At 63.3% G+C, this 23,685-nt stretch carries 20 protein-coding genes and 2 tRNA genes; 12 read left to right on the top strand and 10 right to left on the bottom strand.

Annotated elements, in window-relative coordinates; all coding sequences use genetic code 11:
• Positions 1-56: 56 nt before the first annotated feature.
• The 3 genes from VHC04_RS19670 (at position 57) to VHC04_RS19660 (ending at position 3,918) form a co-directional block, all read left to right on the top strand.
• Entirely contained in the window at positions 57-776 is a 720-nt protein-coding gene (locus tag VHC04_RS19670; RefSeq protein ID WP_325684434.1) for a ribonuclease activity regulator RraA, read from the top strand.
• 212 nt (positions 777-988) lie between these two features.
• Positions 989-3,181: a CHASE3 domain-containing protein gene (locus tag VHC04_RS19665; protein WP_325684433.1), complete on the top strand. Its 2,193-nt coding sequence runs from the start codon at positions 989-991 to the stop codon at positions 3,179-3,181.
• Positions 3,182-3,711: 530 nt separating this feature from the next.
• Complete coding sequence (locus VHC04_RS19660) at positions 3,712-3,918, top strand: hypothetical protein (protein WP_325684432.1); 207 nt, start codon at positions 3,712-3,714, stop codon at positions 3,916-3,918.
• A 371-nt stretch (positions 3,919-4,289) separates the two neighbouring features.
• Here VHC04_RS19660 and VHC04_RS19655 read toward each other — a convergent pair whose 3' ends face one another.
• From VHC04_RS19655 to VHC04_RS19635, 5 genes are all read right to left on the bottom strand, one after another.
• On the bottom strand, positions 4,290-5,780 hold the full coding sequence (locus VHC04_RS19655) for a relaxase/mobilization nuclease domain-containing protein (protein WP_325684431.1): 1,491 nt from the start codon (positions 5,778-5,780) through the stop codon (positions 4,290-4,292).
• Complete coding sequence (locus tag VHC04_RS19650; RefSeq protein ID WP_325684430.1) at positions 5,777-6,367, bottom strand: MobC family plasmid mobilization relaxosome protein; 591 nt, start codon at positions 6,365-6,367, stop codon at positions 5,777-5,779. The genes VHC04_RS19655 and VHC04_RS19650 overlap by 4 nt, the downstream gene beginning before the upstream one ends.
• Positions 6,368-6,764: 397 nt before the next feature.
• Positions 6,765-8,705 (bottom strand): type IV secretory system conjugative DNA transfer family protein, encoded by a 1,941-nt coding sequence (locus VHC04_RS19645; protein ID WP_325684429.1) that lies wholly within the window; start codon positions 8,703-8,705, stop codon positions 6,765-6,767.
• Between the two features lie 11 nt (positions 8,706-8,716).
• Entirely contained in the window at positions 8,717-8,986 is a 270-nt protein-coding gene (locus VHC04_RS19640; protein ID WP_325684428.1) for a hypothetical protein, read from the bottom strand.
• 291 nt (positions 8,987-9,277) lie between these two features.
• Positions 9,278-10,177, bottom strand: coding sequence for an ArdC family protein (locus tag VHC04_RS19635; protein WP_325684427.1), 900 nt, complete (start codon positions 10,175-10,177; stop codon positions 9,278-9,280).
• A gap of 641 nt (positions 10,178-10,818) precedes the next feature.
• On the opposite strand from VHC04_RS19635, the gene VHC04_RS19630 reads away from it, so the two are divergent.
• From VHC04_RS19630 to VHC04_RS19605, 6 genes are all read left to right on the top strand, one after another.
• The gene (locus VHC04_RS19630; RefSeq protein WP_325684426.1) at positions 10,819-11,031 is read left to right on the top strand and encodes a hypothetical protein; all 213 of its coding nucleotides are present in this window, start codon (positions 10,819-10,821) and stop codon (positions 11,029-11,031) included.
• A 313-nt stretch (positions 11,032-11,344) separates the two neighbouring features.
• Positions 11,345-11,764 (top strand): hypothetical protein, encoded by a 420-nt coding sequence (locus VHC04_RS19625; protein ID WP_325684425.1) that lies wholly within the window; start codon positions 11,345-11,347, stop codon positions 11,762-11,764.
• A 90-nt stretch (positions 11,765-11,854) separates the two neighbouring features.
• A complete protein-coding gene (locus VHC04_RS19620) occupies positions 11,855-12,298 on the top strand; it encodes a hypothetical protein (RefSeq protein WP_325684424.1) in 444 nt (147 codons plus the stop codon).
• Between the two features lie 238 nt (positions 12,299-12,536).
• Entirely contained in the window at positions 12,537-12,749 is a 213-nt protein-coding gene (locus VHC04_RS19615) for a CopG family ribbon-helix-helix protein (protein WP_325684423.1), read from the top strand.
• On the top strand, positions 12,746-13,648 hold the full coding sequence (locus tag VHC04_RS19610) for a DNA-methyltransferase (protein ID WP_325684422.1): 903 nt from the start codon (positions 12,746-12,748) through the stop codon (positions 13,646-13,648). The genes VHC04_RS19615 and VHC04_RS19610 overlap by 4 nt, the downstream gene beginning before the upstream one ends.
• On the top strand, positions 13,645-16,365 hold the full coding sequence (locus VHC04_RS19605; RefSeq protein WP_325684421.1) for an N-6 DNA methylase: 2,721 nt from the start codon (positions 13,645-13,647) through the stop codon (positions 16,363-16,365). Before VHC04_RS19610 ends, VHC04_RS19605 begins: the two co-directional genes overlap by 4 nt.
• Before the next feature lie 503 nt (positions 16,366-16,868).
• Here the strand turns inward: VHC04_RS19605 and VHC04_RS19600 are convergent.
• The 5 genes from VHC04_RS19600 to VHC04_RS19580 form a co-directional block, all read right to left on the bottom strand.
• Positions 16,869-16,953, bottom strand: a tRNA-Leu gene (locus VHC04_RS19600).
• A gap of 93 nt (positions 16,954-17,046) precedes the next feature.
• Positions 17,047-18,207, bottom strand: a complete 1,161-nt coding sequence (locus tag VHC04_RS19595; protein WP_325684420.1) for a tyrosine-type recombinase/integrase — start codon at positions 18,205-18,207, stop codon at positions 17,047-17,049.
• Between the two features lie 187 nt (positions 18,208-18,394).
• Positions 18,395-19,489 carry a Zn-dependent alcohol dehydrogenase gene (locus tag VHC04_RS19590; RefSeq protein ID WP_325684419.1) on the bottom strand — a complete coding sequence of 365 codons (1,095 nt, stop codon included), beginning with the start codon at positions 19,487-19,489 and terminating at the stop codon, positions 18,395-18,397.
• Between the two features lie 178 nt (positions 19,490-19,667).
• The gene (locus VHC04_RS19585) at positions 19,668-20,450 is read right to left on the bottom strand and encodes an HpcH/HpaI aldolase family protein (RefSeq protein WP_325684418.1); all 783 of its coding nucleotides are present in this window, start codon (positions 20,448-20,450) and stop codon (positions 19,668-19,670) included.
• 56 nt (positions 20,451-20,506) lie between these two features.
• A complete protein-coding gene (locus tag VHC04_RS19580; protein ID WP_325684417.1) occupies positions 20,507-22,138 on the bottom strand; it encodes a cisplatin damage response ATP-dependent DNA ligase in 1,632 nt (543 codons plus the stop codon).
• A gap of 98 nt (positions 22,139-22,236) precedes the next feature.
• On the opposite strand from VHC04_RS19580, the gene VHC04_RS19575 reads away from it, so the two are divergent.
• The 3 genes from VHC04_RS19575 (at position 22,237) to VHC04_RS19565 (ending at position 23,683) form a co-directional block, all read left to right on the top strand.
• Positions 22,237-22,313, top strand: a tRNA-Pro gene (locus tag VHC04_RS19575).
• Between the two features lie 164 nt (positions 22,314-22,477).
• Complete coding sequence (locus tag VHC04_RS19570) at positions 22,478-22,840, top strand: ArsR/SmtB family transcription factor (RefSeq protein ID WP_325684416.1); 363 nt, start codon at positions 22,478-22,480, stop codon at positions 22,838-22,840.
• Positions 22,841-22,843: 3 nt separating this feature from the next.
• Positions 22,844-23,683, top strand: a complete 840-nt coding sequence (locus VHC04_RS19565; RefSeq protein ID WP_325684415.1) for an arsenite methyltransferase — start codon at positions 22,844-22,846, stop codon at positions 23,681-23,683.
• Positions 23,684-23,685: the final 2 nt, after the last annotated feature.

Here is a 23,685-nt window from a genome sequence, read left to right as displayed (position 1 = left end):
GCGGGCAGACCCTGGCGGGCAGACCCTGACAGGCCAGACTATAACGGGAGAGACCGATGGCAGACTTGAAACCGGCAACGCGCGAGGCGCTGCTGACCGTACAGACCTCCACCCTGACCGGCGCGCTGTATCGGCGCGGCTTTCGCAACATGTTCCTGCAGGATGTGAACCCGCTGCGCGTCGACCAGCCGCGCATGGTCGGCCTCGCCTTCACCATGCGCTTCATCCCCTCCCGCGAGGACAAGAACGGTCCCGGCGTGAAGGACCTGACGCGCATTCAGCCGAAGGCGATGGAGGAATGTCCGCCGGGCCATGTGCTGGTGGTGGATTCGCGTGGCGATGCCAGGGCCGCATCGGCCGGTGACCTGTATATCGGCCGGCTGAAGGCGCGCGGCTGTGCCGGCATCGTCACCGATGGCGGGCTGCGGGATTCCGAGGGAATCCTGCGCACCGGCCTGCCCGCGTACCACAAGCGCCCGACCTCGCCGCCGAGCCCGATCATTCATCACCCGATCGATCTGAACCTGCCGATCGCCTGCGGCGGGGTCGCGGTCTATCCCGGTGACGTCATCGTCGGCGATTGCGACGGCGTGGTGGTCATCCCGCCTGACATCGTCGATGAGATCGCCGCCGAATGCGCCGCCACCACGCTGTATGACGAGTTCGCCGAGGAGGAGGTCGCGCGGGGCCGTCCGCTCGCCGGTCTGTTCCCGGTTGTCAACGACCAGGCGAGGGCCGATTTCGAGGCATGGAAGAAAAAGCACAACCGCGGCTGAGGCGGAACGCGCCACGCCGCGGCGAGGCATCGGACGGGCATGGCGCCGGCATCGCGTATTTGTGAATGCCCGCCACGCGTGGAAATCGGCCGAAGGACCGGATTACCTGAGCGAACTGGCCGGCAGCCGATTTCCAATCGACGCGTTGCCGCCTAGTTTGTGACCGTGCAACACCGTGTCGGGCGTTGCACGCCCATGACATGGTTCGCAAGATGCCCAGCGATATCCGACTGAATGCCCGGCTGCGCATCTTTTCGGCGACAATAGCACTGATCGTGCTGGTCGCCGGCGTCACCGTCGAGCGGACCTTCAGTGCCGCGCGGGCTCGGCGCTGGACCACCCATACGTTCGAGGTGATGGCAACGATCCAGAAACTGCGGATCGCGATCCTCGACGCCGAAGGCGGACAGCGCGGCTTCCTTCTGACAATGAATCCAGTCTACCTGGCGCCATACCACAATTCGCTGGGCGAGATCGGCTATCTGCAAGGGGCGCTGCAGCGTCTCACCGCCGACAACCCGAATCAGCAGGACCGCCTGCGGGTGCTGGCACCGGTCGTGCAGAAGAAGCTGGAGGAACTGGCCCGCTCCATCCAGGTCCGCACCGATTCGGGCCTTGACGCCGCGGCGTCGTTTGTGGGCACGGATGTCGGGCAGCAGCTCGGCAAGGAAATCGATGCCGTGCTGGCCGCGATGACGGCCGAGGAACAGCGCCTGCTGGACGACCGCCTGAATGAGCAGCAGACCCAGGCCCTGGTCGTGCAGGCGCTTTTCGCGGCCGGAATGCTGCTGGCCGTCGGCGCCCTGGTCTGGGCGGTGAACGCCATGCGCAAGGCCTCCTCGGCCGCGCTGCGGCTGGAGCAGGAACACCGGGCGGTGGCACACCGCCTGCGCGTCTCGCTGGATAGCATCAGCCAGGGTGTGGCGGTGTTCGATTCCGACTTCGTCCTGACCAACTGGAACTTCTGCTTCCAGGAACTGCTCGACCTGCCGCGGGCACTGCTGCGAGAGGGCACGCCTTATGCCGCGATCGCGGAGCATGTCGACGACGCCACCCGGGACGGCATGGAGACCGAAGACCAGATCCGGCACAGCTCTGCCACGCGGGGACCGGTAACCTATGAGCTGAAGACGCGGGACATGCGTCAGCTTGAGGTGCGCCGGACGGAGATGCCGGACGGCGGGTTCGTCCTGACGATCAGCGACATGACCAAGCGCGCCCAGGCCGAGAACGTGTTGCGGGAAGCACAGAAGATGCAGGCGATCGGCCAGTTGACCGGTGGGATCGCCCATGACTTCAACAATCTGCTGACCGTCATCCTTGGCAACCTCCAGCTTGTGGTGACGCGGTCGGACCCCGACAACCCGCATCTGTCGCGGCTTGAACGCGCCATCTGGGCGGCGCAGCGCGGGGCAACGCTGACCAGCCAGTTGCTCGCCTTCGCCCGGAAACAGCCGCTGGCCCCGAAACCCTTCGACATGTCGGCCGTCGTCGCCGGCATCGTGCCGCTGCTGCGCCGCACCCTGGGGGAGAATATCGAGATCCGGCTGGTGGAGCATGCCAGCCTGTGGCCGGCCCTGGCGGATGCCACACAGCTGGAGAACGCGCTGCTGAACCTGGCGCTGAACGCACGCGATGCCATGCCGGACGGCGGCCGGTTGACGCTGGAGCTGGCGAACAAGGTGCTGGACGAGGAGTATGCCAGCCGCCACATCGAATTGCGGCCGGGCGACTATGCGATGCTCGCGGTCTCGGATACCGGCCACGGCATGTCGCAGGATGTGCTGGTCCGGGTGTTCGAGCCATTCTTCACCACCAAGCCGGACGGCAAGGGCAATGGCCTCGGCCTCGCCATGGTGTTCGGGTTCGTGAAGCAGTCGGACGGTCACATCAACATCTATTCCGAACCGGGCGAAGGCACGACGGTGCGCCTGTACCTGCCGCGCGCCCGGCAGCCGGCGGTGGCCGCCACGCAGATGCAGGCCCCGGTCAACCTGCCGCAGGGTACCGCCACCATCCTGGTCGTCGAGGATGAGGCGATGGTGCGCGAGATCACCACCGTGATGTTGCAGGAACTCGGCTATCAGGTGCTGCAGGCGGCGGATGGCGAGGAAGCGCTGCGGGTGTTCGGGGAACACGCCTCCACCGTCGACCTGCTGCTGACCGATGTGGTGCTGCCCGGGCAGATGCGCGGACGGGAGCTGGCGGACCGGATCAAGGCGGTGCGCCCGTCGATCCGGACCCTGTTCATGTCGGGCTATACGCAGAACTCCATCGTCCATCACGGCCGGCTGGATGATGGCGTGGCGCTGCTGGGCAAGCCGTTCAAGCGCGAGGACCTCGCGCAGAAGGTGGCCGAGGTCTTGCAGCAGCCGAATGGGGATTCGCCGGCGACGCCGACCTGACGCCGCCGCCACACTGACGCCGCCGCGCGCCGGGAAGATGACCGGTGAGCAAGGAAACCGGGGAGCATGGCGGGGCCAGGCCGACCCCATCATGCCCTTTTTGAGTCAACGGCGCATTTTGAGTCCGGTAGTGGCTAAGACAAGATACTGATTTTTATGATAAAATCAAGCTAGTTTGTGTTTATGTGCTAATTTATGTGCTAAGTTAAGCTTTCCGGGCACCGCTTTCCACCCTGCGCATAAGCCATTGTCTAGCCATAACGCGTCTGGCCAGATAGGGCAACAGAGACAATCAGCCCCGGATAGCTGAATGACGGCGCACGGGGGCACGTCTCCTGCTGCGTCCACGTCCATGACGCCCTTTCCAACCTTCATCCTTGCATCGGTTCGACTGGTGGCGGCGCAAGCCCTCGCGGGCTCCTTCTCTGCGTTGCGGCCCTTTGGGTGCGCGCCGTCGATACGCGCTGCGCGGGTCTTTCGGCATGGAAGGTCGCGGATGGTCGCGGCCTGCAAATGAAGGAAGACACCCCATGACGACGCTCATCACAAAATCCGAACTGGCCGATAACACCGATATCGAACTGCGTTCCAAGTTTTGCTGCCTGCTCAACGAACTGCACCGCCTCGAAGGGCAAGCCGTGCAAGCCTATCACGTCAGGGCCTCCGTCGAAGCCGTGCGTGAGGAACTTGCCGACCGCCGTATCAAGAAACTGGCCCTGAAACCTCCCGGTTTCTAACAACAAAACGGGCCGTCAGCGCTTCCGCTGACGGCCCCTCTCTTTGACTGGCTACGCCTACATTCTCGGCCCCTTCGGCGCGTTGAAGGTCGGTTTCAGGCGCGGCGGCTCCGCTGGCGGTGGCGGCTTCGGCACGTCCACGGGCGGCGTTACGAATTTCGAGCGCTTCTCATGTCGTCGTCGGCGCTTCCTCCGCGCAAAGCGCGAGAGCGCGCCCCCGACCCACCGCGATATGAGAACGGGCAAGCGCCACGCCGGAGCGAAGAACCGCGACGCGTCGCCCCCGTCGTGTTCGCCCGCTGCGTCCGCGTCAGTCTCCGCAACCTGTTCCTCTGTGCGGCCCGGTTCCGGTTGCAGGAAGCGCGAGCCGCTTACTTTCCTCGTCGTGGCGGCGGAAGGTCAGGCCACGGGCCGCGCTCGCGTTCCTCCTGCCGTTCGGCGCGTTTCTCCCGCAATTCCTGCCAAAGCTGTTTCGCCGCTTCCCGGTCGCGCAAATACCGCTCAAGCTCGGACTCGAACTTCCGCTGCAATTCCTCCAACTGCTGCGCCTGCCGTTCGCGCAGCGCGTCCATTTCCATCTGCTTGGTCTGTAGCTGAAGCGCAAAATAATCCCGGCGCTCCTGCGCCTGCCTGCGGAACAGGGCTTCGCGCTCCTGCTGGCGCTGCTGGTTCTTCTCCGCGACGGCGGCGGGATTGATGACGCGCTGGATGCGCTCCCAAATGTCGTCGCGCTGCTGTTGGTGGTCGCGCTTCTGCATCTCGCTGGCCGCCGTCTGCATCGCGTCGAAATGCTCCATCTTCTCCCGTAGCTCGCCCTCAAGGATGCGGTCGGTGCGTTTGGTTTCCGCACCCCAACGCTTGCGCCACTTCCAAAGCTCGTCCTCCTGCCGCCGCGCCACGGCCTTGCGCAGCCTGTCTTCGTAGGTTTCCTTGGCGGGTGGCTCGGGCGCTTCCGCTTCTGCCGTTGCGGGCGATTCGGGGTTTTCCGCCACGGGCGGCGGCGGGGAATCTGGCGCGGGCTGCTGCGCGGGTTCAGGTGTTACCGTTTCCCGCCGCGCCCGCTGCATGGCCTTCGCCTCGGCGGCGGTCGGCAGCGCGGCATGGTCAACGTCGGCCATGAAGGCACGCAGGTCGTCGGCCTTCATTTTGAGTTCGCGGCCAAGGCTCAATACGGAACCTTGCGCCGTCACCAGCACAAAATCCCTACCATCGCCCTGCGCCAGCACATAGCCCGCTTCCTCGATGGCGGCTTTGAAGGATGAGCCGTTGTCGCTGGCTGCTTTCAGGACGCGGTTTTGGGCGCGGCGCTGTTCGATGGAAACCTTGCTGCGCTCGGCCTGCTGCCATTCGGCATGGTTGATGTCGGAACGGGGGAACTCCGGCTGTTTCACGCGGTCGCGTTTGGCGTGCTTGCCCGGCACCTGTTCATGGCCGAACTCACGTTCCAGCTTCAAGCTGGCGCGTTCGTGGGCCAGATAGTTGAACCCGTCATCGCGCAGCGTCATGGTGTCGAGGTCGGTGCGGCACCACACGACATGGATATGCTGGCGGCCCTTCTTCTCGTGCATGACGACGGCGCGGGGCTGGCCCTCCAAGCCCAATTCCTTTTCCAGCACGTCCACGCACCGCGCCCATTGGGCCTCGGTCATGTCATAGCGGGCATCGGGGTCGATATTGACGTGGTACAGGCCCTTGGTGCCGCGCGTCCCTTCGGAAAGGGTCTGCCAGTCGCGGAACGTCGCGGCGAGATCGCCAAGGCCGGAGTGCAGGTCGAGGACGCGGATGCGCTCGTTCGTGTCGGTGCGCTGCAAATGGGCGGCAAGCTGGCCGGGGCCTCCCCGTGAGCCGCCCTTGATAATCATGGGCGTGGCCGCTGGGTGAAGCGGGAGCCGGGCTTGGCGGCTTTCCGTGGGGTTGCGGGGGCCTCTGCCGGGGCGGGCGATGCGTGCGGAGCCGGAGCGGCGGGCGGGTCTGACGCGCTGCTGGCGGGCGGCGCGGCAGAATCATTGAACGCCGCCGATACGGGCGGCACCGACGATGGGGATATGACGGCGGGCGGGGCGCGGTCGGGGTCTTTGCCGAGCGCGTCATAGAGCATGTCGCGCATATGGGCGTAGTCAGCCAAGGCGGCTAGCAGGGCCTCGTCCATGTCGTCCGGTCGGCCCCGGTTCAGGTGGCGGGCAATCTGGTTGAGGTTGTTGCCGACTCGGCCAAGGTGCCCGAGAACCTGACGCAGCATCTGCGCATTGACCGGCGCGCGGCGCTGGGCGCGTGGGCCTGCGTCGCCCGCAAGGGCGGCGCGGGCGAAGGCGGCGGACGCCATGCCCGCCTTGTCGGCACGGTCGAGGAAAGCGGCCTTTTCCTCGGGCGTGAGGCGGACGAATAGCTGCGCGGTACGCTGGCGCTTTTCGGACTTGCGCCGTCCGGGTGGGGGCTTGGCATCGGTCAAGCGGCGCACCTCCTCTCTGCCGGGCCTACCCGGCGGGGTCGTAGGGGGGCGCACCCCCTCGTCAGGGTGCAGGGGCAGGAACGCCGCCTGCTCGTCGTCCAGAGCGCGAAAGCTCTGGTCATGGGTTCCAAGGGAGCGCGAAGGCTCCTTTGGTCTGGTGGTTCCACAGGGGGGCACGAAGGCCCGCCTTGGTCGTGGGGATGCAACGGGGTAGAATAACCCCTTGCCAAGCCAGCGTCCCCTTCGGGGCGCGGGGACGGACGGTCAGTCCGTCCATGGCTTGCACACCCCTCCAAGCTCCACTTTACCATAAAAAGTGGGGTGTGAATATCCTGCCCTTTCCGCCCGTTACGTCGTTGCCTACGGGGATATGACCGTGCCGCTCGGCTGCGGGTGTCTATGCGCGGCGGTACGGGTTGGGGTCATACGTGAGGTGCAAAAACACCTCGCCCAACTCCTTCGGGCGGTGCTTGCGCGTCCATTTGAAAGCGTCATGAAGCTGCCAGTAATCGACGGGGCGAAGGTAAAAGGGTCGCCCCTCGGGATTGGTCACAAGGGCCACGTCACGGCCAAGGGTCATGATTTCATCGGGCATGAGAAGCGGTCGGCCCGTCTCGCCGACGCTCTCGGACTCCTTCCCGTCCGTCCCCATACTGGTGCTCTTGGTCTTCACGGTCTTCTGGCCCAGCGTGTCGGAGAGGTACTTGGCGCTCTCCAAGTCCGAGACGTTGCAATACCATTTGTAGGCGCAGTTCCCGAGGATGGCCCCCGCCGCATCCTTGTACACGTCCTTGAGCTGGTCGATGCCCTGCACGGCCAGCGCATAGTCCACCCCGTATCCGGCCATGGTCGCAATGTCGCGGGGCATGTCCGGCATGCGGCCCAAGGCGGGGAACTCGTCAATGAGGAACAGGGTGCGGTGAACACCCCTGTGTTCAGCCTTGGCGCGTTTGAAGGTGTGCGTTGCCGCCGTCACCATGAGCCGCAGCCATGTCCGCTGCGTGTCCATCCTGTCCGGTGGAATGATGAGATAAACCGTCGTCGGGTAGGCCGCCAACTGCCGCATGTCGAAGCTGCTTTCCGACGTGGCGGCCTTCAACTGCGGGTCGGAGATAAATTTGGTGGCCTCCGTCAGATTGGACATGATGCCGCTATACGTCTCATGCGCCAGGTCGAGGTACTGGCTGACCATTTCGCGGATGGCTCCGCCAAACGCGGACGACGCGGCCATGGGAACCAAGAACCGCTCGGTGAAGTCCTTGTGGCTAAGGCTGACGATTTCACGGGCGCGGGCGAGGGTTTTTACCTCGCCCGGCTGGTCGGTAATCCAGAGGAACACCGCCGCAAGGATATTGGCGGCGCTGCCCTGCCAGAACCTGTCCTTCTCGGACGTGGCGGGGCAGACCGTGGCCGCGAGCGCCTGCGCGACGGCCACGGCGTTCGGGTCGTCCCGCTCGATCACGTCGAGCGGGTTATAGGCCGCTGGCTGAAACCCAAGCCCGTTGAACGTGTCCGCCAGTTCGTCCCACGGATTGACGATAAACACCTCCGCGTCCGGCAATCCCGGCAGCGCAGCGCGGGCGCGCGCCGTGATGGCGGCGTTCTCGCCCTTCGGGTCGATGGCCAAGACCGAGCCATGATAGGACAACAGCGTCGGCACCAAAATTCTCGTGCCCTTGCCCGTGCGGGTCGGGGCGACAATCAAGACATGGTGTTCGGGCCGCGAGCAGACGGGTGCGCCGGGATGCTCCACGGTCGGCACGTCGTCGGCGTCGGGGTCGCTGGATTTGCCCAAGAACACGCCCCGATGATGATAGGCGGCGCTCGGCATGACATAGCGGATGGGGGCATAGCTGGCCGTGCCGTACACGTCCGAGGGTGGTTCCTCGGCTTTGTCGCGAAAAAGCTTGGGGAGAAGTTTCCAGAGGCCGAATAGCAGCCCGGCGCCGATGACGGCGGCGATGACTTTGCCGATAACGTCCGCCATGCGGAGTTGGCGCGATTGATAGGCGTCGCTGTATTTTGCTGGGAAATGCAGATGGTCGGGCGTAATCGAGGGGGCAAGGGCCGGGTCGGCCTTGGCGGCGTCCGCGACGATGCGGTCGCCCCACTGCCGTTTGAGCGCCGCCATCTTGGCGCGGTCGCTCTCCCATTGGTTGAGGTAGTCGTATGGCCGTAGCCTGCCCGCATTGGCCGTGGCCTGTGCTTGGGCAATATCCCGCTCGGCGGCGAGGTAGGCTTGCACCGCGTCGCGGTAGCTGCCCGGCTGCTGCGCGGCGGCGGACAGTGGCGCAAAGCACGCCACGGCAAGAAACAGGCGGGCAAGGAAGGCTTGCACCGCCCGCCGCATCAGAACGGCCCGTCGCCGTTGTCGTCGTCGTCCTCCGCCCTACCGCCACGCTCCTTGAACGCGGGCTGGCCGTGGCTGTCGCAATGGCGGTTCCAGTCCTCCCGCACGGCGACGAACATGAGGGGCGACGTGGCGATGTCGTCGATGACGCGGCGCAGAAAGGCGACGGGGACGGTCACGGTGTCCGCGCCCGTCTCAAGCTGTCGCCGCGCAGCGGCGACAAAATCCTCCCAATCGGACATTTCCGGGGTATTCAGAAACGCATCCATGAGCGTTTCATAGGGTGTAGACTCCATCGGCGCGCGCTCCCCTCCTGATGCCGGATACTATGTTCTGCACAATAATACGGCGAATAGGTAGGCTTTAGCGCCGCCATTGGCCGGACGGCGGCCCCCGTTGCCGCCTTTTCCGATGATTTTACGTCGCGCCCCCAAGGGGCTGCGACGCCCTCACAGGGGCGGGTCGGGCGGGATAAGGGAGTGCCGCCGTCAACATGACGGCGGCTCAACCCTGCGCTTTCGGGCGCATTGCCGGAGGGTTTCCCCTCCGGCGCTGCCCTGTCAGGCGGCTTCCTTCACGGCGGCGGGCTGCGGCTGCAAGCTATGGAGATAATCGGCGGCCCGCTGCGCATGGGCGGCGGCGCTGAATATCGCCCGCTTGTCCTCGTTCAGCACCTTGAGCCAGTTGCCGATATAGGCGGCGTGCTCGTCGCGGGGTTCGGGCGACAAGGACAGGTCGGCGCACAGGAAGGCCGCGCCAAGCTCGGCCACAAGTTCCTCCATCGCGTAACCTTCGTCACCCCACCGCTTGCGGCCAAAATCCCGCTCCAAGCGCTTCGCGCCTTTCGTCCAATGGGTCAGTTCATGGGCGAGCGTGGCGTAATAGGCTTCCGCTTCGCGGAAGGCTTCAAACGGCGGCATCTGCACAAAGTCATGGGCGGGGCTGTAATAGGCGCGGCTCCCGCCGTGGCGGATATCCGCACCTGTCGCGGCAAAGAAATCCTCCGCATGGGCGATGCGCCGCACGGTGTCGGCGGGGCGCTCGGCCAGCGCGTAGAAATGCGCAGGCAAGCCCTCCACCTGTTCCACGTTGAAGACGGTATAGCCCTTCATAAAGGGAATATCGCGCTCCTGCTCGTCGCCGTTCTCGTCGGCTTCGGTCTTGGTGATGGTATTGGCGTAAACGACAAGGTTGCCTTTCTCGCCCTTGCGGACATGGCCCCCTAGTTCCTGCGCCTGTTTGTAGGTCATCCAGATAGGCGCGTGATAACCGCGCTCACAGGCGGCACCCCACAGCATCAATACATTGATGCCGCGATAGGGCTGGCCGTTCGCCCGCAAGGGGCGGGTGATGCGTCCTGCAGCATGGGCCACGTTCCACGGCTGGAACCACGGGCGGACGCCGTTTTCCAGTGCGGTCACGATGTGGGCGGTTACACGTTCATAAACATCTTGTTTCATTGCCTTTTCTTCCTTGGCTAATGGGTTGCACATGCAACCGACTAGCCACGCGGCAATGAGCAGGGATTCCGCTGTCCAGACCGGAAAACGTCCGGTGGTGCGGGCCGGAGCGCAGCGACTACACGGCGGGCGTTTTCCGCCCCCTTGGGCTTGGTCTTGACGGCGAAGGGGCGCAGCCCCCGAAACAAAAAGGGGCGGCAGCCCCCAAACAGACAGGCGGCACAGCCGCCGGAACCAACGGGCGGCGCAGCCGCCGACACCAATGCGCGGCACAGCCGCACGATTCATGCGTGCGCGGTCGTCACCGGATGGCGGAAACACGGTGCGCGGTTCCGTGAGCGTCAGCGAGTAGGACGCAGGCCAACGGCAACGCCCGTATCCTCGTGACACGGACAGTTTTCCCGCAAGGTTCATTCAGACAGGCGATAGGCTAACGGGGTCTGGTTCCCGCTGCACGGCCACTACCATCTCGTCCTTTTCATCATGCACCCTGCCATCCGTCTTTGCCTGATGGGCGCAAGCCCTGAAGGGCTCCTCCTCTGCGTTCCGGCCCTGCGGGTGCGCCCGTCAAATCCAGATGGCTTTTCGGGGGCATGAAAGGCCGTGATGGTTGCGGCCTCCAAAGCATCGGGAGACACGCCATGAGCATCTTCATCGCCCAAGCCGACCTGAACACCCTGCAAGAAGCCGCGCTGCACTCCAAGTTCTACAGCGTCAGCCAAGCACTGGCGGCAACCAAGCCCGGCACCACCGAACGCGCTGCCGCGCTGGCATCTCTCGATACCATCAAACGCACTATCGCAACCCGCCGCTTCAAAATCGGTCGCGCTGGCGCTCGTGGGCCGGGGTTCTAAACCCCGCCTGCGGTGGGCGCGGAAGCTCTACCGTCGTTATTGCGGCGCGGTGGTAAAATTCTTATGCTGCCCGCGCCCTCACGGAGACGCGGGGGTGGGGCGTGGAAACCCCTGAAACGAGAGCCGGAGCCAGATTGGCGACCGGGTGGCGGACGCGCATGTCCAGAGCCACCCGGCTTAAAGGCGTTCGCGCCTGTCTCGTTTCAGGTTTCCAACACCCGGTTTTCAGTGGCGTGCGCCCCCGGACAAGGGGGTGTCGCCGGCTGATTCCACCCGCCGAACGTGTTGTGCACACCTGATATGAGGATCTGCGATGGAATGTCCGAAATGCCACTCCCATAACGCCCACCTCTGCTCGATGGCCCACGAGCAAGGAACCACGACCACGGTAACGTACGGGGGAGCGGGCCGGGGAAGCTTCGATTCAACCAGCCAGACCACGACGGCCCTCGGCAAACGCGCCGCGCCTCCAAAATCCGGGATGCCTGTCAGGGTGGCGTTCACGGCAATCACGGGCTTCCTTTTTCTGTCAGCCCTTATTGCGGGGCATGGAGACAGCGGCGCGTATGGCGGGGTGGCGTTCTTATTTCTACTGTTCGCCGCGGCGGCTTATCTCCTTTATCGCAAGGTCAAGTCGCTGCCGCAGTATAACCTTGAACGGGAGCGCTGGGAAAAGTCATGGATATGCGCGGCGTGCGGCAATATTTTTGCGCCCGAAACCGCCGCTGAATAACGATGCGGCGCAATACGCGCGTCAAATATTGATGCAAGGACGGCGCGGATTTAGGAACGGCGCTCAACCAAAGACGGGGGATATATGACGATGAAGAAAACGACCCTTGCGGCATTGGCTGCGTTGGCGGTGGGCGGGATGGCGTCTCACGCCATGGCGGCGGGCGGCGCGGTGGCCGTCACGGTAGAAGCCAAGCCGACCCCGGCGGAACTGGCCGCCGTGAAGCTGGCGCTCGGCAAGGACGACCTCAAGGCCCTGCCTGTTCAGCTCGGCCACGCCGACCTGAACGGCGACCATAGGCCCGACCTCATTTTCCGCTCCTACAGCGAGGGCTATTGCTGGCAAATCAGCACGAGCGCCTGCGCCACCTGGGCGCTTCTCGCCACGCCTGCGGGTTATGCCCGGCAATTGATTGTTCTGGCCCAAAGCGACGGCAAGGTCTTCGTGCTGCCGACCGTGCATCACGGGATGCACGATTTGCGCTATGAGGGCGGCAGCAAGACCTTCGCATGGAACGGCAAGACATATCAGTGATGCGCTTGCCGCAAGCGCCGGATTAACAAGGAGCAAGCCCGCCCTATCCTGCGTCAAGGATCGCTACCCGCATTGGGCGGAGACGGCTCGCCGGTTCCGTCGCGCGAGCGCGATAGAGCCTGACCGGAGGGGACGCCAGATGATCGGGCTTGTAATAGAGCGTTTGTTCTCCCAATGTTCTTTCCTATTGCCTTACGCCTCAGAGTGATGCACAATGATGCAAAATGGAAAGGGGGCCATGGTGATGGCTGCTAAGCATCGCATCACGGTCAATTTGGATGATGCCGAATATGAAGCTCTTCAACGTATAGCTACGCGCACAGAGCGCTCGCTGGCATGGCTCGGTCGTCGTGCGATTTGCGACTTCATTGAACAGCGCGAGCGCGCCGATGCCCCCCTGCTCGCTGGACTCATGGCTGAAGAGACATCGGCAAGGCAGTCTGCGAAATGAAATATTTGGGTGGGGATATTTATAAAGGTGATTGTTTGGAGGTCATGAAGAAGCTGAAAGACGCTTCTGTCGATATGATTCTCTGCGATCTTCCCTACGGCACCACGCAAAACAAATGGGATAGTGTGATCCCGCTAGAAGAGTTGTGGGAACAATATCAGCGTATCATCAAGCCGAAGGGTGTTATCGCTCTGACCTCGCAAGGCATCTTCACGGCTCGGCTCATTCTTAGCAATGAGGATTGGTTCCGCTACAAATTCGTGTGGGTTAAGAGTAAGCCGACAAACTTCCTGAACGCACGGCGTCAGCCGCTGCGGCAGCACGAGGATATTTGCATCTTCTACGGGAGCCAGCCGAACTACCGGCCTGTTATGTCGAAGGGCGAGCCTTACAATAAAGGCACGCGCAAGGCCCAATATACGGGAAGCTACGGCGATTTCCGGCCAGTACAGGTTAAAAGCGACGGCGAGCGTTTTCCGACCGATACGCTGTATTGCAAGACAGCGGAAAGCGAGGCTGGCGGTCGGGTCTGGCATCCCACGCAAAAACCCGTTGCGCTGGGGCGCTATCTCATTCGGATGTTCACGGGCGAAGGCGATGTTGTTCTCGATAACGCCTTTGGCAGCGGCAGCTTTCTGGTGGCGGCGGCCTTGGAGGGGCGTCGTTTCATCGGTATCGAGAAAAACGAGGAGGTCCACCTCTTCAAGGAAAAACGCATTGATTACATCAAAGTCGCCAAGGAGCGCCTTGCGGAAGTCGAAGTTGCCATGAAGGCGAAGGAGCCGCCGCCTCCCTTATTCTCGGCACTCCAACCGGCGGCGCGGGCGGGTCAACCAAACAGGCGTGGCATGGTCGATGTCGATGTGGTGCTTCTTGAGAGTGAAAGGCACGCCGTATGAACGGTGGAGCTGCGACTTATAATGAGCGATCATGGGCAATCGACCTGATCGGCCATCTCAAGCATCTTGCCACTCGGGACAATCGCTCCATCAAGGATGCTGGCGGAGAACAGACCGTCAAGGCCGAAGGCGGCAGCCTGTTCCCTGACGTATTACTATTCGGCGATCGGGCGACAGCGCGGATATTGCAGGGCTGGGAATTAAAAATGCCCGACACGGGCATTGACGATGCCGAGTTCCGCGAGAACGCGGAGACGAAGGCCCGCGCGCTCGGCCTCGACAGCTTCCTGCTTTGGAATGTGTCTCACGCACATCTCTACGTCCGCAATGCCGACACGGACGCTTTTGTGCGCAGCCATGCGTGGGGCGATCTGGCAGACATCACGACTCGGACTGCGGTGGTGCGCAACCGCACCCGATGGGAGGCGCTGGCCGAAACGATATTCGGCTATCTCAATGATCTTTTCGACCGGGGAACGCTGCAAGGGCGGCAGTTCATTGATGCCTATCGCAGCGGCGGGGTCACTGCGCTCATCATGGAGAATGCGGGCCAGGTCGCGGAAGCTCTCGTTGAAGCGTCCAAACGTAACGGCACGCTCCGCGCCGAAATGACCCTGTGGTGGAATCGCTATCAGGCCGAATACGCGGGCGGCACGATGGAGCAGGTTCTGGCGCAGGCCGTGATCTCCAACTGGATCGGCAAAATCCTCTTCGGCCATATCCTGCGGGAAAAGGACACCCGCGCTCAGCGCGTCGCCACAATCGGCGATGAAACCACACCTGCCGAAGCGCTGACCCTGTTCCGGCAACTCTCAGAAGATTGCAATTTCTGGACGATCTTTTCGGATAGCATCGGACTTGGGGCGATTCCCAACAGCGTTTGGGAGCAACTCAAGCAGTTCAACAGACTGCTTTCCGACTTACGAGTCGGTTCGGTAGATCAGGGCCAACTCTCCAACGTGTTGGAAGCCACGGTGGAAGTGGCCGTGCGCAAGTTGCGCGGACAATATCCTACACCTATCGAACTGGCGCGCCTTCTCGTGAATCTGTGCGTTAGGAACACAATTGATGACAGGGTTCTCGATCCTTGTTGCGGTAGCGGCACGATTGCGCGCGCAGCGATGGAACAAAAGCTTGCTGTGAATATTTCGCCAGACCGCGTGGCGGCAACGGTGTTCGCAGGCGATCAAGACCCGCAAGCCGTCCAGATAGCGACATTTGCGCTCGCAAAGCCGAGCTTGATGAACATCCCATTGCGCATATACCAGCGCGATGCTTTCGCACTAGAGCCTGACACTGCGATTGACTTTCGTAATCCTACCAACGGCACGGTCTTTACCGAGGCGCTTGGACAGTTTCAGGCGATCACAAGCAACCTCCCTTTCGTGGCCCAAGAGGGCCGCAAGCAGTATGGCAATGCCCTCGACCGAGTGGTGGCGACAATGGGGGAGGAAGGGCAGCGCTTCACGCGGCGCGCCGATGTTGCGGCCTATCTGCCATTTTCGCTTCACCCCCTGCTTGCCGATGGCGGTCGTCTCGGCATCATCATCACCAATGCGTGGTTGGGCACGGATTGGGGCGATGCGTTCTACAATCTCCTAGGACGCTACTACGACCTGAAATGCGTAGTCACGTCCGGCGCGGGCCGCTGGTTCCAAAACAGCGAAGTGGTGACGAATATTCTCATCATGGAAAAGAAGGCTGACCCCGCCCAGCCAAGCGGCGACATTAAGTTTGTCGTCCTGACAAGGCCGCTCGAAGAACTGGCGGAGGATGACGCGGTGCAAATCGCCGCCGCGCAGATTGAATTGGGGCAGACGCAAAACGACACCATGACCATCCGAGCGGTCAGCACGGCAGACCTCGCCCAGTTCAGGCCGCTCGGCCTTGGCGGCAATGCGCAATTTGTCGATTGCGACTGGGTTCTGTCCTTGCCGCTAGTACCACTCAAGAACCTCTTCACATTGCGCCGTGGTGAGCGACGCGGCATGAACAAGCTGTTTTATCCAGCCGCCGGACACGGAATTGAGCCTGACTACATCAAGCCGCTCGCAAAAAGCCCCACGGATTTCACTCGCCTTCGGTGTCCGGCGGCGAAAGAGGCCTTTTCCTGCTCGCGCACAAAGGATGAACTCACGGCTCTTGGCCACACAGGAGCTTTGAACTGGATCGGGCGTTTCGAGACGCCTGAGACCATCGCCAAACTACAAACCAGCGGCCTCATGTGGTATGAGATGAAGGCCGACACGCTCACCGACCTTGTTATGTTCATCAACTATGGCGACCGTCTTTTTGTCGGCCGCGTCGATCCGCCAGCCTTTGCCGACCAACGGCTTGTCCGACTTGAACCTATCGGTGCGGTCGATATTGACCTTGTCCATGCTCTGCTGAACAGCACGATTGCGATGTTTATTATTGAGGGCATGGGATTTGGGCGCGGTCTTGGCGCGCTGGACCTCAACAAGGACCGGATTGAGGATTTCATGCACGTTCTCGATCCGGCACGCCTCAACAAGGCGGGAATCGATTCTATCAAGGCTGCCTTCGCGCCCTTGCTACAACGGGATATTCTCGATGTGGCCGATGAACTGGAACAAGCCGACCGTCAGGCGTTCGATGACGCCGTGATCGCCGGGTTCGGACTGGATATCGACCGGCAGCGCATCTATGACGCGCTGCTCTCGCTCGTAGAAATCCGGCAGACTGCATTGGCGTGACGCTCGAATCGGGCGTAGGACTTTATCGCGGCTGACGTTATCCGCTGGAAGGAAGGCGTCTTTCACAACCGCCGCAAAGGCAAGGCGTTCCGCATAGGCGAGCGCCAAGTTGCCCTGCAACGTGGCGAGGACGGTTGGGTGAAACTGCTCGTGCGGGGCTGCGCGATCACGAAAGATGAAGCTGCCGGAAAGTCGGTTCAGGAGCTCAAGGCTGGCGAACAGATACGGCGTGCCGCCAAGACTCTCTTGCGGGGCAAGGTCGAGCGATTGCTATGGGGCGATGAAACCGCGCGGAGGCGGTGCTGGCGAGCAAGCCTGCCGAGTCGCGCTTCGCAGATTTGTCGACAGAGGAATAAGAGTGCGATGGGCGGTTCCCGTTCGGGAACCTCATGCCCAACGGTTCAACCTGTTCAGTCTGAACCTTCGCAAAGGCCGTCGCCGTGGTTTCGGCTTTGGGCCAAAGGGCAAGCGCCGTTCGGCGCTATTGCAAGGAACAAAGAAGATGGTGCCGGTGGTCGGACTCGAACCGACACTCCTTGCGGAACTGGATTTTGAATCCAGCGCGTCTACCAATTTCACCACACCGGCTAAGGGTTCGGGCATATGCGGCGAAAGACTCGCTGCGTCAACCGAAGGCGATCCCCATTTGACAAAAAAATAGAATATTCGTCAATAACCTACTTAGCGTTTCTTCCTTGTGTTGATCGCTGCCGCGTCGATCATGTCTTTGATGTGAGAAGCATAGAATTTCTCGATCATTTCAACGCTGGTGCGGCAGTTTTTAGCTACTTGATAAATGTCGGCTCCTTCCATGAGCCGAAAGCTGATGTAGGTGTGGCGCAGACTGTAGGCCGTGCGCGGGTTGCCTTCCCTGTCCTGTTTCATCCCTAGTTCGTCCAGAATCGTGTTGAACAGTTCACGTTGGATTTTCGGGAAAATGAGGTCTTTGGCTCCTAGCTTGTGGCGCTTCTGCATCCGTTGGAACGGCAGCACGGCACCGGGCATCGTTTTGCAGTAGCCGACACCCCGCTTGCCGCGCACCGTGATAACCAAGATGCGTTCTTTGTTCTCGGTGACAACCTCCACGTCGCGCACCTCAATGCGCTTGGCCTCGTCGGGTCGCAGGCCGCTGTTCACCATGAACAGCACATAGTCATGCAAATCCTCACAGGCTGACCGCCACCGCTCTTTCTTGGGGTTCTTCGCTCTCTCTCCCGTCGCCTTGTAAAGCTGCTTGTATTCCTCCGGCGAAAACCAAGCGCGGTGCGCGATCTTGCCCGAAGCCTTATATGGCGCGGAAATGTCCGGCAGGTAGGGAAGCCAGTTATGGCGCTGCGCGGTTTTCAGGACGTGGCGTAGGGTGATGATTTCGGAGTGAAGCGTTGACCGCGAAGGGCGCATTGGGTTGCCCTCCTTGTCCTTGCGCGAGGTCATGCGGTGGACGCGGTATTCCTGCACAAGTCCGGGGGTGATTTCCTCGACCATCTTGTCGCCAAAGAACGGCAGCAGATGGACGCGAAGCCGGATGCCGTGGCCTTCAACGTATTTGGCGTTGCGCTCCCCCTCGGTGATGATGGTGTATTCGGAAAGGAAGTGCTGCGCGGCCTTCTTGAAGGGCGTGCCTTCCTTGATCTCTCCGGCGCGGTATTTGCCCATGAGACCGAGATACCAGTCGCGCGCAACGTCTTTAGCGCGGGCTAGGCTCTCTTCCTTGGTGCTGGTTCGCATCTGCTTCCCTGCGATGGAGCAGGAGCATTGCCAATGCGGACTCTTGGCCCGCATGTAGAGTTGGACTTTGCCATCTAGAAACTTGTGGCGTGCGGTCGGGGTCATGTCTGTCATGGCTGCACCTTTGGTAGCGTTTTTGTGCTAGATGTGCGCTAGGCGTCCATCTTTTTATTTTGCCATTAACAGACTGTTTTTGCTACATTTTTTGTATAAGTAGCTGATATAAATATGCTTTTGAGTCAACGGCGCAATCGACGCCTTCCGACCCGCCGGTCGACCCGCCGGCCTCAGGCGATCACGCTCAGCCGGCGACGCCGAAATCGATCAGGTTGCGCACCGGTGCGCCCGATTTCAGCTTGGCGAAGCCTTCGTTGATCTCATTCAGCTTGATCTTGCCCGAGATCAGGTGGTCCAGCTTCAGCCGCCCCTGCCGCCACAGCTCCAGCAGGCGCGGCATGTCGACGCGGAAGCGGTTGCCGCCCATGCTGGTGCCCTGGATCTTGCGGTCGCGCAGGAAGTCGGCGCCGTGCAGCTCGATCTTCTCGCCGAACGGGATCATGCCGATGATGGTGGCGACGCCGCCCGGCCGCAGCATCGCGAAGCTCTGCTCCGCCGTGACCTTCAGGCCGATCGCCTCGAACGAATAGGGTACCCCCTTGCCGTCGGTCATGTCCTTCACCGCGGCGACGGGATCGACGTTGGAGGCGTTGATGGTGTGGGTCGCCCCCATCTCCTTCGCCTTTTCCAGCTTCGAGGAGTTCGTATCGATTGCGATGATCCGTTCCGCCCCGGCGATCGCCGCGCCGTTCACCGCCGACAGGCCGATGCCCCCGCAGCCGATGACCGCGACGGTGCTGCCCGGCTCCACCTTCGCCGCGTTGAACACGGCGCCGACGCCGGTCATGACGCCGCAGCCGACCAGCGCGGCGCGATCCAGCGGAATCTCCTTGTTGATCTTCACGATGGCGTGCTCATGGACGAGCATCTGCTCGGCGAAGACCGACAGGTTGAAGGCCTGGTTCAACACCTGGCCTTTCCAGGTCATGCGGCGGGCGGCGCCCGGCAGCAGCTTCACCTCGGTATTGTCGCACAGGTTGGTATGGCCGGTGGTGCAATATTCGCACTCGCCGCAGAAGACCGACAGGCAGGTGATGACGTGATCGCCGGGCTTCACATAGGTGACGTCCTCACCCACCGCTTCCACCACCGCCGCCCCCTCATGGCCCAGCACCGCGGGCGCCGGATAGGGGTAGAGCCCTTCCATGAAATGCAGGTCGGAGTGGCACAGGCCCGCGAAGGCGGTGCGCAGCAGCACCTCCCGCCGTTTCGGCTTCATGATCTCCACGTCCTCGATGGTCAGCGGCTGGTGCGGGGCGTGAAACACGGCGGCTTTCATGATTTTGTTTCCTCCGGATATCGGATGGGTGGCAGGGTAGGGGGCCGGATGTTGTTAGGGAAGCGTGCGGCATCGCACGACGTTAGGGAAGCGTGCGGTATCGCACGACGTTAGGGAAGCGTGCGGTATCGCACGACGGATCGAGGCGGGTCGGCTCGCGCCTGCCGGCGGACGGCGCTCATGCCAGACGCTCGAAGAACGCGGCACGCTGACCGGCGCCGCTGATGATGTAGCTGTGGTCGGAGCCGCTGAGCAGGAAGCGTGCGCCCATCCTGACGTAGCGGGCGGCGTTCTCCTCGTCATAGACGCCGCCCATGCCCAGCACCTTGCCATGCTTGCGGCAGGCGTCGCCGACGGCCTGGTATGCCTCGATCACCCTCGGGTGGCCCATCTGGCCGGAAATGCCCAGTTCCGCCGTCAGGTCGGAGGTGCCGATGAACAGCACGTCCACCCCCGGCACGGCGGCGATGGCATCGGCGTTGGCGACGGCTTCCGGGCTCTCCAGCATGACGATGGTCAGAATCTCGGCGTTGATCGCCGCCTGCGCCTCGGCGGTCGCGGGTGCCTGGTAGCCGTAGACGGCGGGCGGCCCGCCCCAGGAGCGGTGGCCCATCGGCGGGTAATGCAGCGCGTCGGCGATGCGCCTGGCCTGCGCCGCCGTATCGACATGCGGCATGACGATGCCCATGGCGCCGTTGTCCAGCGCCCGCGTCGCCTCGTCGATCGCGTTGGCGCAGACGCGGACGATCGGCGTCACGCCGGTGGGCAATGCGGCGATGCAAAGCTGGGTCATTTCCTGGATGGTGAACGCCCCATGCTCACCGTCGATGAACATCCAGTCATGGCCGGTGGCGCGCGCCAGCACTGGCGCGGCGACGGTGCGCAGGTGATGGACACCGAAGCCCAGGGCGGTCTTGCCGGCCTGCAGGCGCTGACGGGTGGTGCTGACGGTCAGTGGCATGGCGTTCTCCCCTCGGTCTGGTCCGGGAGGCGAGCATGCCCGTGGTGTCCGGTCAATCAGGCCGGCACCGTCGTTCCGTCCGCCGGCATCCCGTCCGCCGGCATCCCGTCCGCCGCCACCTTGTCCTCCACCAGCGCCATCAGCGTTTCCAGCCGGTCGGCCTCGGCGGCCGGCTTGTCGGTGCGGATGCGGGCAATGCGCGGGAACCGCATCGCCACGCCGGATTTGTGCCGCGTCGAGCGCTGCACGGCATCGAAGGCCACTTCCAGGACCAGGGCCTTCTCCACTTCCCGCACCGGTCCGAACCGAGCGGTGGTGTGGTCGCGGATCCATTTGTCGAGGAAGACGAGCTCCTGGTCGGTGAAGCCGAAATAAGCCTTGCCGACCGGCACCAGCTCATCGTCACGCCAGACCCCGAACGTGTAGTCCGAATAGAAGCTGCTGCGCTTGCCGTGGCCGCGCTGGGCATACATCAGCACAGCGTCAACGGTCAGCGGGTCGCGCTTCCACTTCCACCACTGGCCCTTGACCCGCCCGGCCATGTAGGGGCTGTCGCCGCGTTTCAGCATCAGGCCCTCGATCGACGCGGCCCGCGCGCCGTCGCGCAGCACCGCCAGCTCGGCCAGGGACCCGAAGCGGATCAGCGGCGACAGGTCCATGCGGGCGGGCCGCTGCCGCGCCAGCCATGCCTCCAGGCGCTGCCGCCGGGTGTCGAAGGGAAGATGACGCAGGTCCTCGGTGCCTTCGAACAACAGGTCGTACAGCCGCACGCCGACTGGATAGTGCTGCATCAGCTTTCCGGTGACGCTCTTGCGGTTCAGACGTTGCTGCAGGTCGGCGAACGGCGCGACCACGCCGTCCCGCAGCACCAGCAATTCGCCATCCAGCACGGCATGGAAGTCCATCGCCTCCACCACCTCGGGGAAGCCCATCGAAATGTCGTCGGCGCCGCGGGAGAACAGGCGCCGGCCGCCAGCCGTCGCGACGAGCTGCACACGGATGCCGTCCCATTTCCATTCCGCCCGCCAATCCTCGGGCCGCAGCGCCGCCAGGTCGGCGGCTTCCAGCGGATGGGCCAGCATCGGCGGCCGGAACACGGGCTGGTCGCGCGGATCGGGTTTCGGGGCGCGCCCTTCCAGCCATTCAAACAACGGACGATAGGGCGGTGAGAGGCCGTGCCATACTTCTTCCACCTCGTCGGGCGGGACATCCCCCAGTTCCGCCAGCGCGATCTTGGCCAGCCGCGCCGAGACCCCCACGCGAAGGCCGCCGGTGATCAACTTCAGCAGGGCGAGCCGCGATGATGCGTCGATGCTGTCCAGCCATCCCGCGACGATACGCGGCAGGTCCGCCCTGGCGGCGGTCTCCAGTACTTCCACCACCTCGGCCAGGCCGGGCGGGTCCGCATGCCGCGCCGCGGCGGGCCAGATCAGCGCCACGGTCTCCGCCAGGTCGCCGACATAGTCATAGGACCAGTCGAACAGCACGGGATCGACGCGGCTGGCGGCCAGGTCCCGGATCAGGCTGGGCTTGGCGGCGGTGAAGCGCAACTCGCCGGTGATCGCGGCCAGGCCGAAGCCGCGGTCCGGATCCGGCTGAGCGGCGAAATAGCGCCGCAGCAGGGCGATCTTGGCATTGCGGGATGGTGTGAAGACCAGCCGTTCCAGCAGGTCGGCGAAAGCGATCATGCGGAGGAATGTGGGCAAACCGGGGTGAAACGCCAACGGGTGGCACGTCCGCATTGCGATGCGGGCCGTGGGCTGCTACAGGGACGCTCCCCACCGGTCGGAGCGTAGCGCAGTCTGGTAGCGCATCAGTCTGGGGGACTGGGGGTCGTGGGTTCGAATCCCGCCGCTCCGACCATTCTCACACTGTCCGGCCCCGAGATACAGGCAACCCCGTCTTGCTTGTCGTGCAGCGGATCGCCGCGCTCCGACCCGTCTGCCGTGGGCGGTCCGGCCACATGGCGGCGATGCCGGTCCGTTGACACCCTTGCTGGCGGGCCAAATCTCGATATATATGGAGATATGGAAAAGACAGCCGCCCTGGCCGCGCTCGCCGCGCTCGCCCAAGAAACCCGCCTCGATATCTACCGCCTGCTGGTCGAGGCCGGTACGGATGGCCTCCCGGCCGGTCAGATCGGCGAACAGCTCGGCCTGCCGTCCGCCACGCTCGCGTTCCATCTCAAGGAACTGAAGCACGCAGGACTTGCCAGTTGCACACGTAACGGCCGGTCGCTGATCTACGTGGCCGAATATCCAACCATGCGTGCGCTGCTCGGCTTCCTGACCGAGAATTGTTGCCAAGGCAATCCTGCTGCCTGCGGCCTGCCGGCCGGCTTGTCCCAGGGCGGCTGCAAAACCGCACCGGCGAAGAAAAGGAGTGCATGAGCCGTGGATAGTGCGGAGATCAAGGAAATGGTGCGTACCCGTTATGGCGGCATCGCCGCGGGCACTCTCTCTGATTGCTGTGCGCCCGCGGCGCCGGGCTGCCGCGGCACGCCGGTCGGCGCCGAGGTCGATGGCAAGGCGCGCGTCATGGGCTACTCCGCCGAGGAGCTGGCGGCCGTGCCCGACGGCGCAAACCTCGGCCTGGGTTGCGGGAATCCACAGGCGATCGCCGATATGAAGCCGGGCGAGGTCGTCGTCGATCTGGGCAGTGGCGCCGGCTTCGATTGCCTGCTGGCCGCGCGCCAGGTGGGACCGGGCGGGCATGTCATCGGCGTGGATATGACGCACGAAATGCTGGCCAAGGCGCGGGAGAACGCCGCCAAGGCCGGTGCCGCGAACGTCGAGTTTCGCCTCGGTGAGATCGAGCATCTGCCGGTCGCCGACAACACGGCCGACGTGATCCTCTCGAACTGCGTCATCAATCTCGTGCCCGATAAGGCACAGGTGTTTCGTGATGCATTTCGCGTGCTGAAACCGGGTGGCCGTCTGGCGATTTCCGATGTGATCAACATCAGGCCGCTGACGCCGGAGCTGGCAACCAACCGAGCGCTTGTCTGTGGTTGCGTCGCGGGCGCGGCGCAATCCGCGCAAGTCGAGACATGGCTGCAAGCCGCCGGTTTTCTCGATGTGCGCGTGACGGCCAAGGACGAAAGCCGCCAGTTGATCGCCAGTTGGGCACCCGGCCGCGGCATCGAGGACTACGTGGTCTCGGCCATCATCGAAGCGCGCAAGCCGGTGGAGAGCGAGGCACCTGCCTGCTGCTCCACGAGCTGCTGCGGATAGGC

Origin of the sequence: Rhodopila sp. (assembly GCF_035548095.1) — a bacterium.
Classification (GTDB): domain Bacteria; phylum Pseudomonadota; class Alphaproteobacteria; order Acetobacterales; family Acetobacteraceae; genus Rhodopila.
Note: the sequence above shows the minus strand (reverse complement) of the source record. Positions and strands in the feature narration are given on the sequence as shown.

Coding starts and splice junctions, on each gene's coding strand:
- VHC04_RS19655 (WP_325684431.1), bottom strand. CDS start 5,780: ATGATTATCAAGGGCGGCTCACGGGGAGGCCCCGGCCAGCTTGCCGCC.
- VHC04_RS19660 (WP_325684432.1), top strand. CDS start 3,712: ATGACGACGCTCATCACAAAATCCGAACTGGCCGATAACACCGATATC.
- VHC04_RS19620 (WP_325684424.1), top strand. CDS start 11,855: ATGAAGAAAACGACCCTTGCGGCATTGGCTGCGTTGGCGGTGGGCGGG.
- VHC04_RS19590 (WP_325684419.1), bottom strand. CDS start 19,489: ATGAAAGCCGCCGTGTTTCACGCCCCGCACCAGCCGCTGACCATCGAG.
- VHC04_RS19625 (WP_325684425.1), top strand. CDS start 11,345: ATGGAATGTCCGAAATGCCACTCCCATAACGCCCACCTCTGCTCGATG.
- VHC04_RS19635 (WP_325684427.1), bottom strand. CDS start 10,177: ATGAAACAAGATGTTTATGAACGTGTAACCGCCCACATCGTGACCGCA.
- VHC04_RS19610 (WP_325684422.1), top strand. CDS start 12,746: ATGAAATATTTGGGTGGGGATATTTATAAAGGTGATTGTTTGGAGGTC.
- VHC04_RS19605 (WP_325684421.1), top strand. CDS start 13,645: ATGAACGGTGGAGCTGCGACTTATAATGAGCGATCATGGGCAATCGAC.
- VHC04_RS19630 (WP_325684426.1), top strand. CDS start 10,819: ATGAGCATCTTCATCGCCCAAGCCGACCTGAACACCCTGCAAGAAGCC.
- VHC04_RS19615 (WP_325684423.1), top strand. CDS start 12,537: ATGGTGATGGCTGCTAAGCATCGCATCACGGTCAATTTGGATGATGCC.
- VHC04_RS19580 (WP_325684417.1), bottom strand. CDS start 22,138: ATGATCGCTTTCGCCGACCTGCTGGAACGGCTGGTCTTCACACCATCC.
- VHC04_RS19585 (WP_325684418.1), bottom strand. CDS start 20,450: ATGCCACTGACCGTCAGCACCACCCGTCAGCGCCTGCAGGCCGGCAAG.
- VHC04_RS19595 (WP_325684420.1), bottom strand. CDS start 18,207: ATGACAGACATGACCCCGACCGCACGCCACAAGTTTCTAGATGGCAAA.
- VHC04_RS19670 (WP_325684434.1), top strand. CDS start 57: ATGGCAGACTTGAAACCGGCAACGCGCGAGGCGCTGCTGACCGTACAG.
- VHC04_RS19665 (WP_325684433.1), top strand. CDS start 989: ATGCCCAGCGATATCCGACTGAATGCCCGGCTGCGCATCTTTTCGGCG.
- VHC04_RS19570 (WP_325684416.1), top strand. CDS start 22,478: ATGGAAAAGACAGCCGCCCTGGCCGCGCTCGCCGCGCTCGCCCAAGAA.
- VHC04_RS19640 (WP_325684428.1), bottom strand. CDS start 8,986: ATGGATGCGTTTCTGAATACCCCGGAAATGTCCGATTGGGAGGATTTT.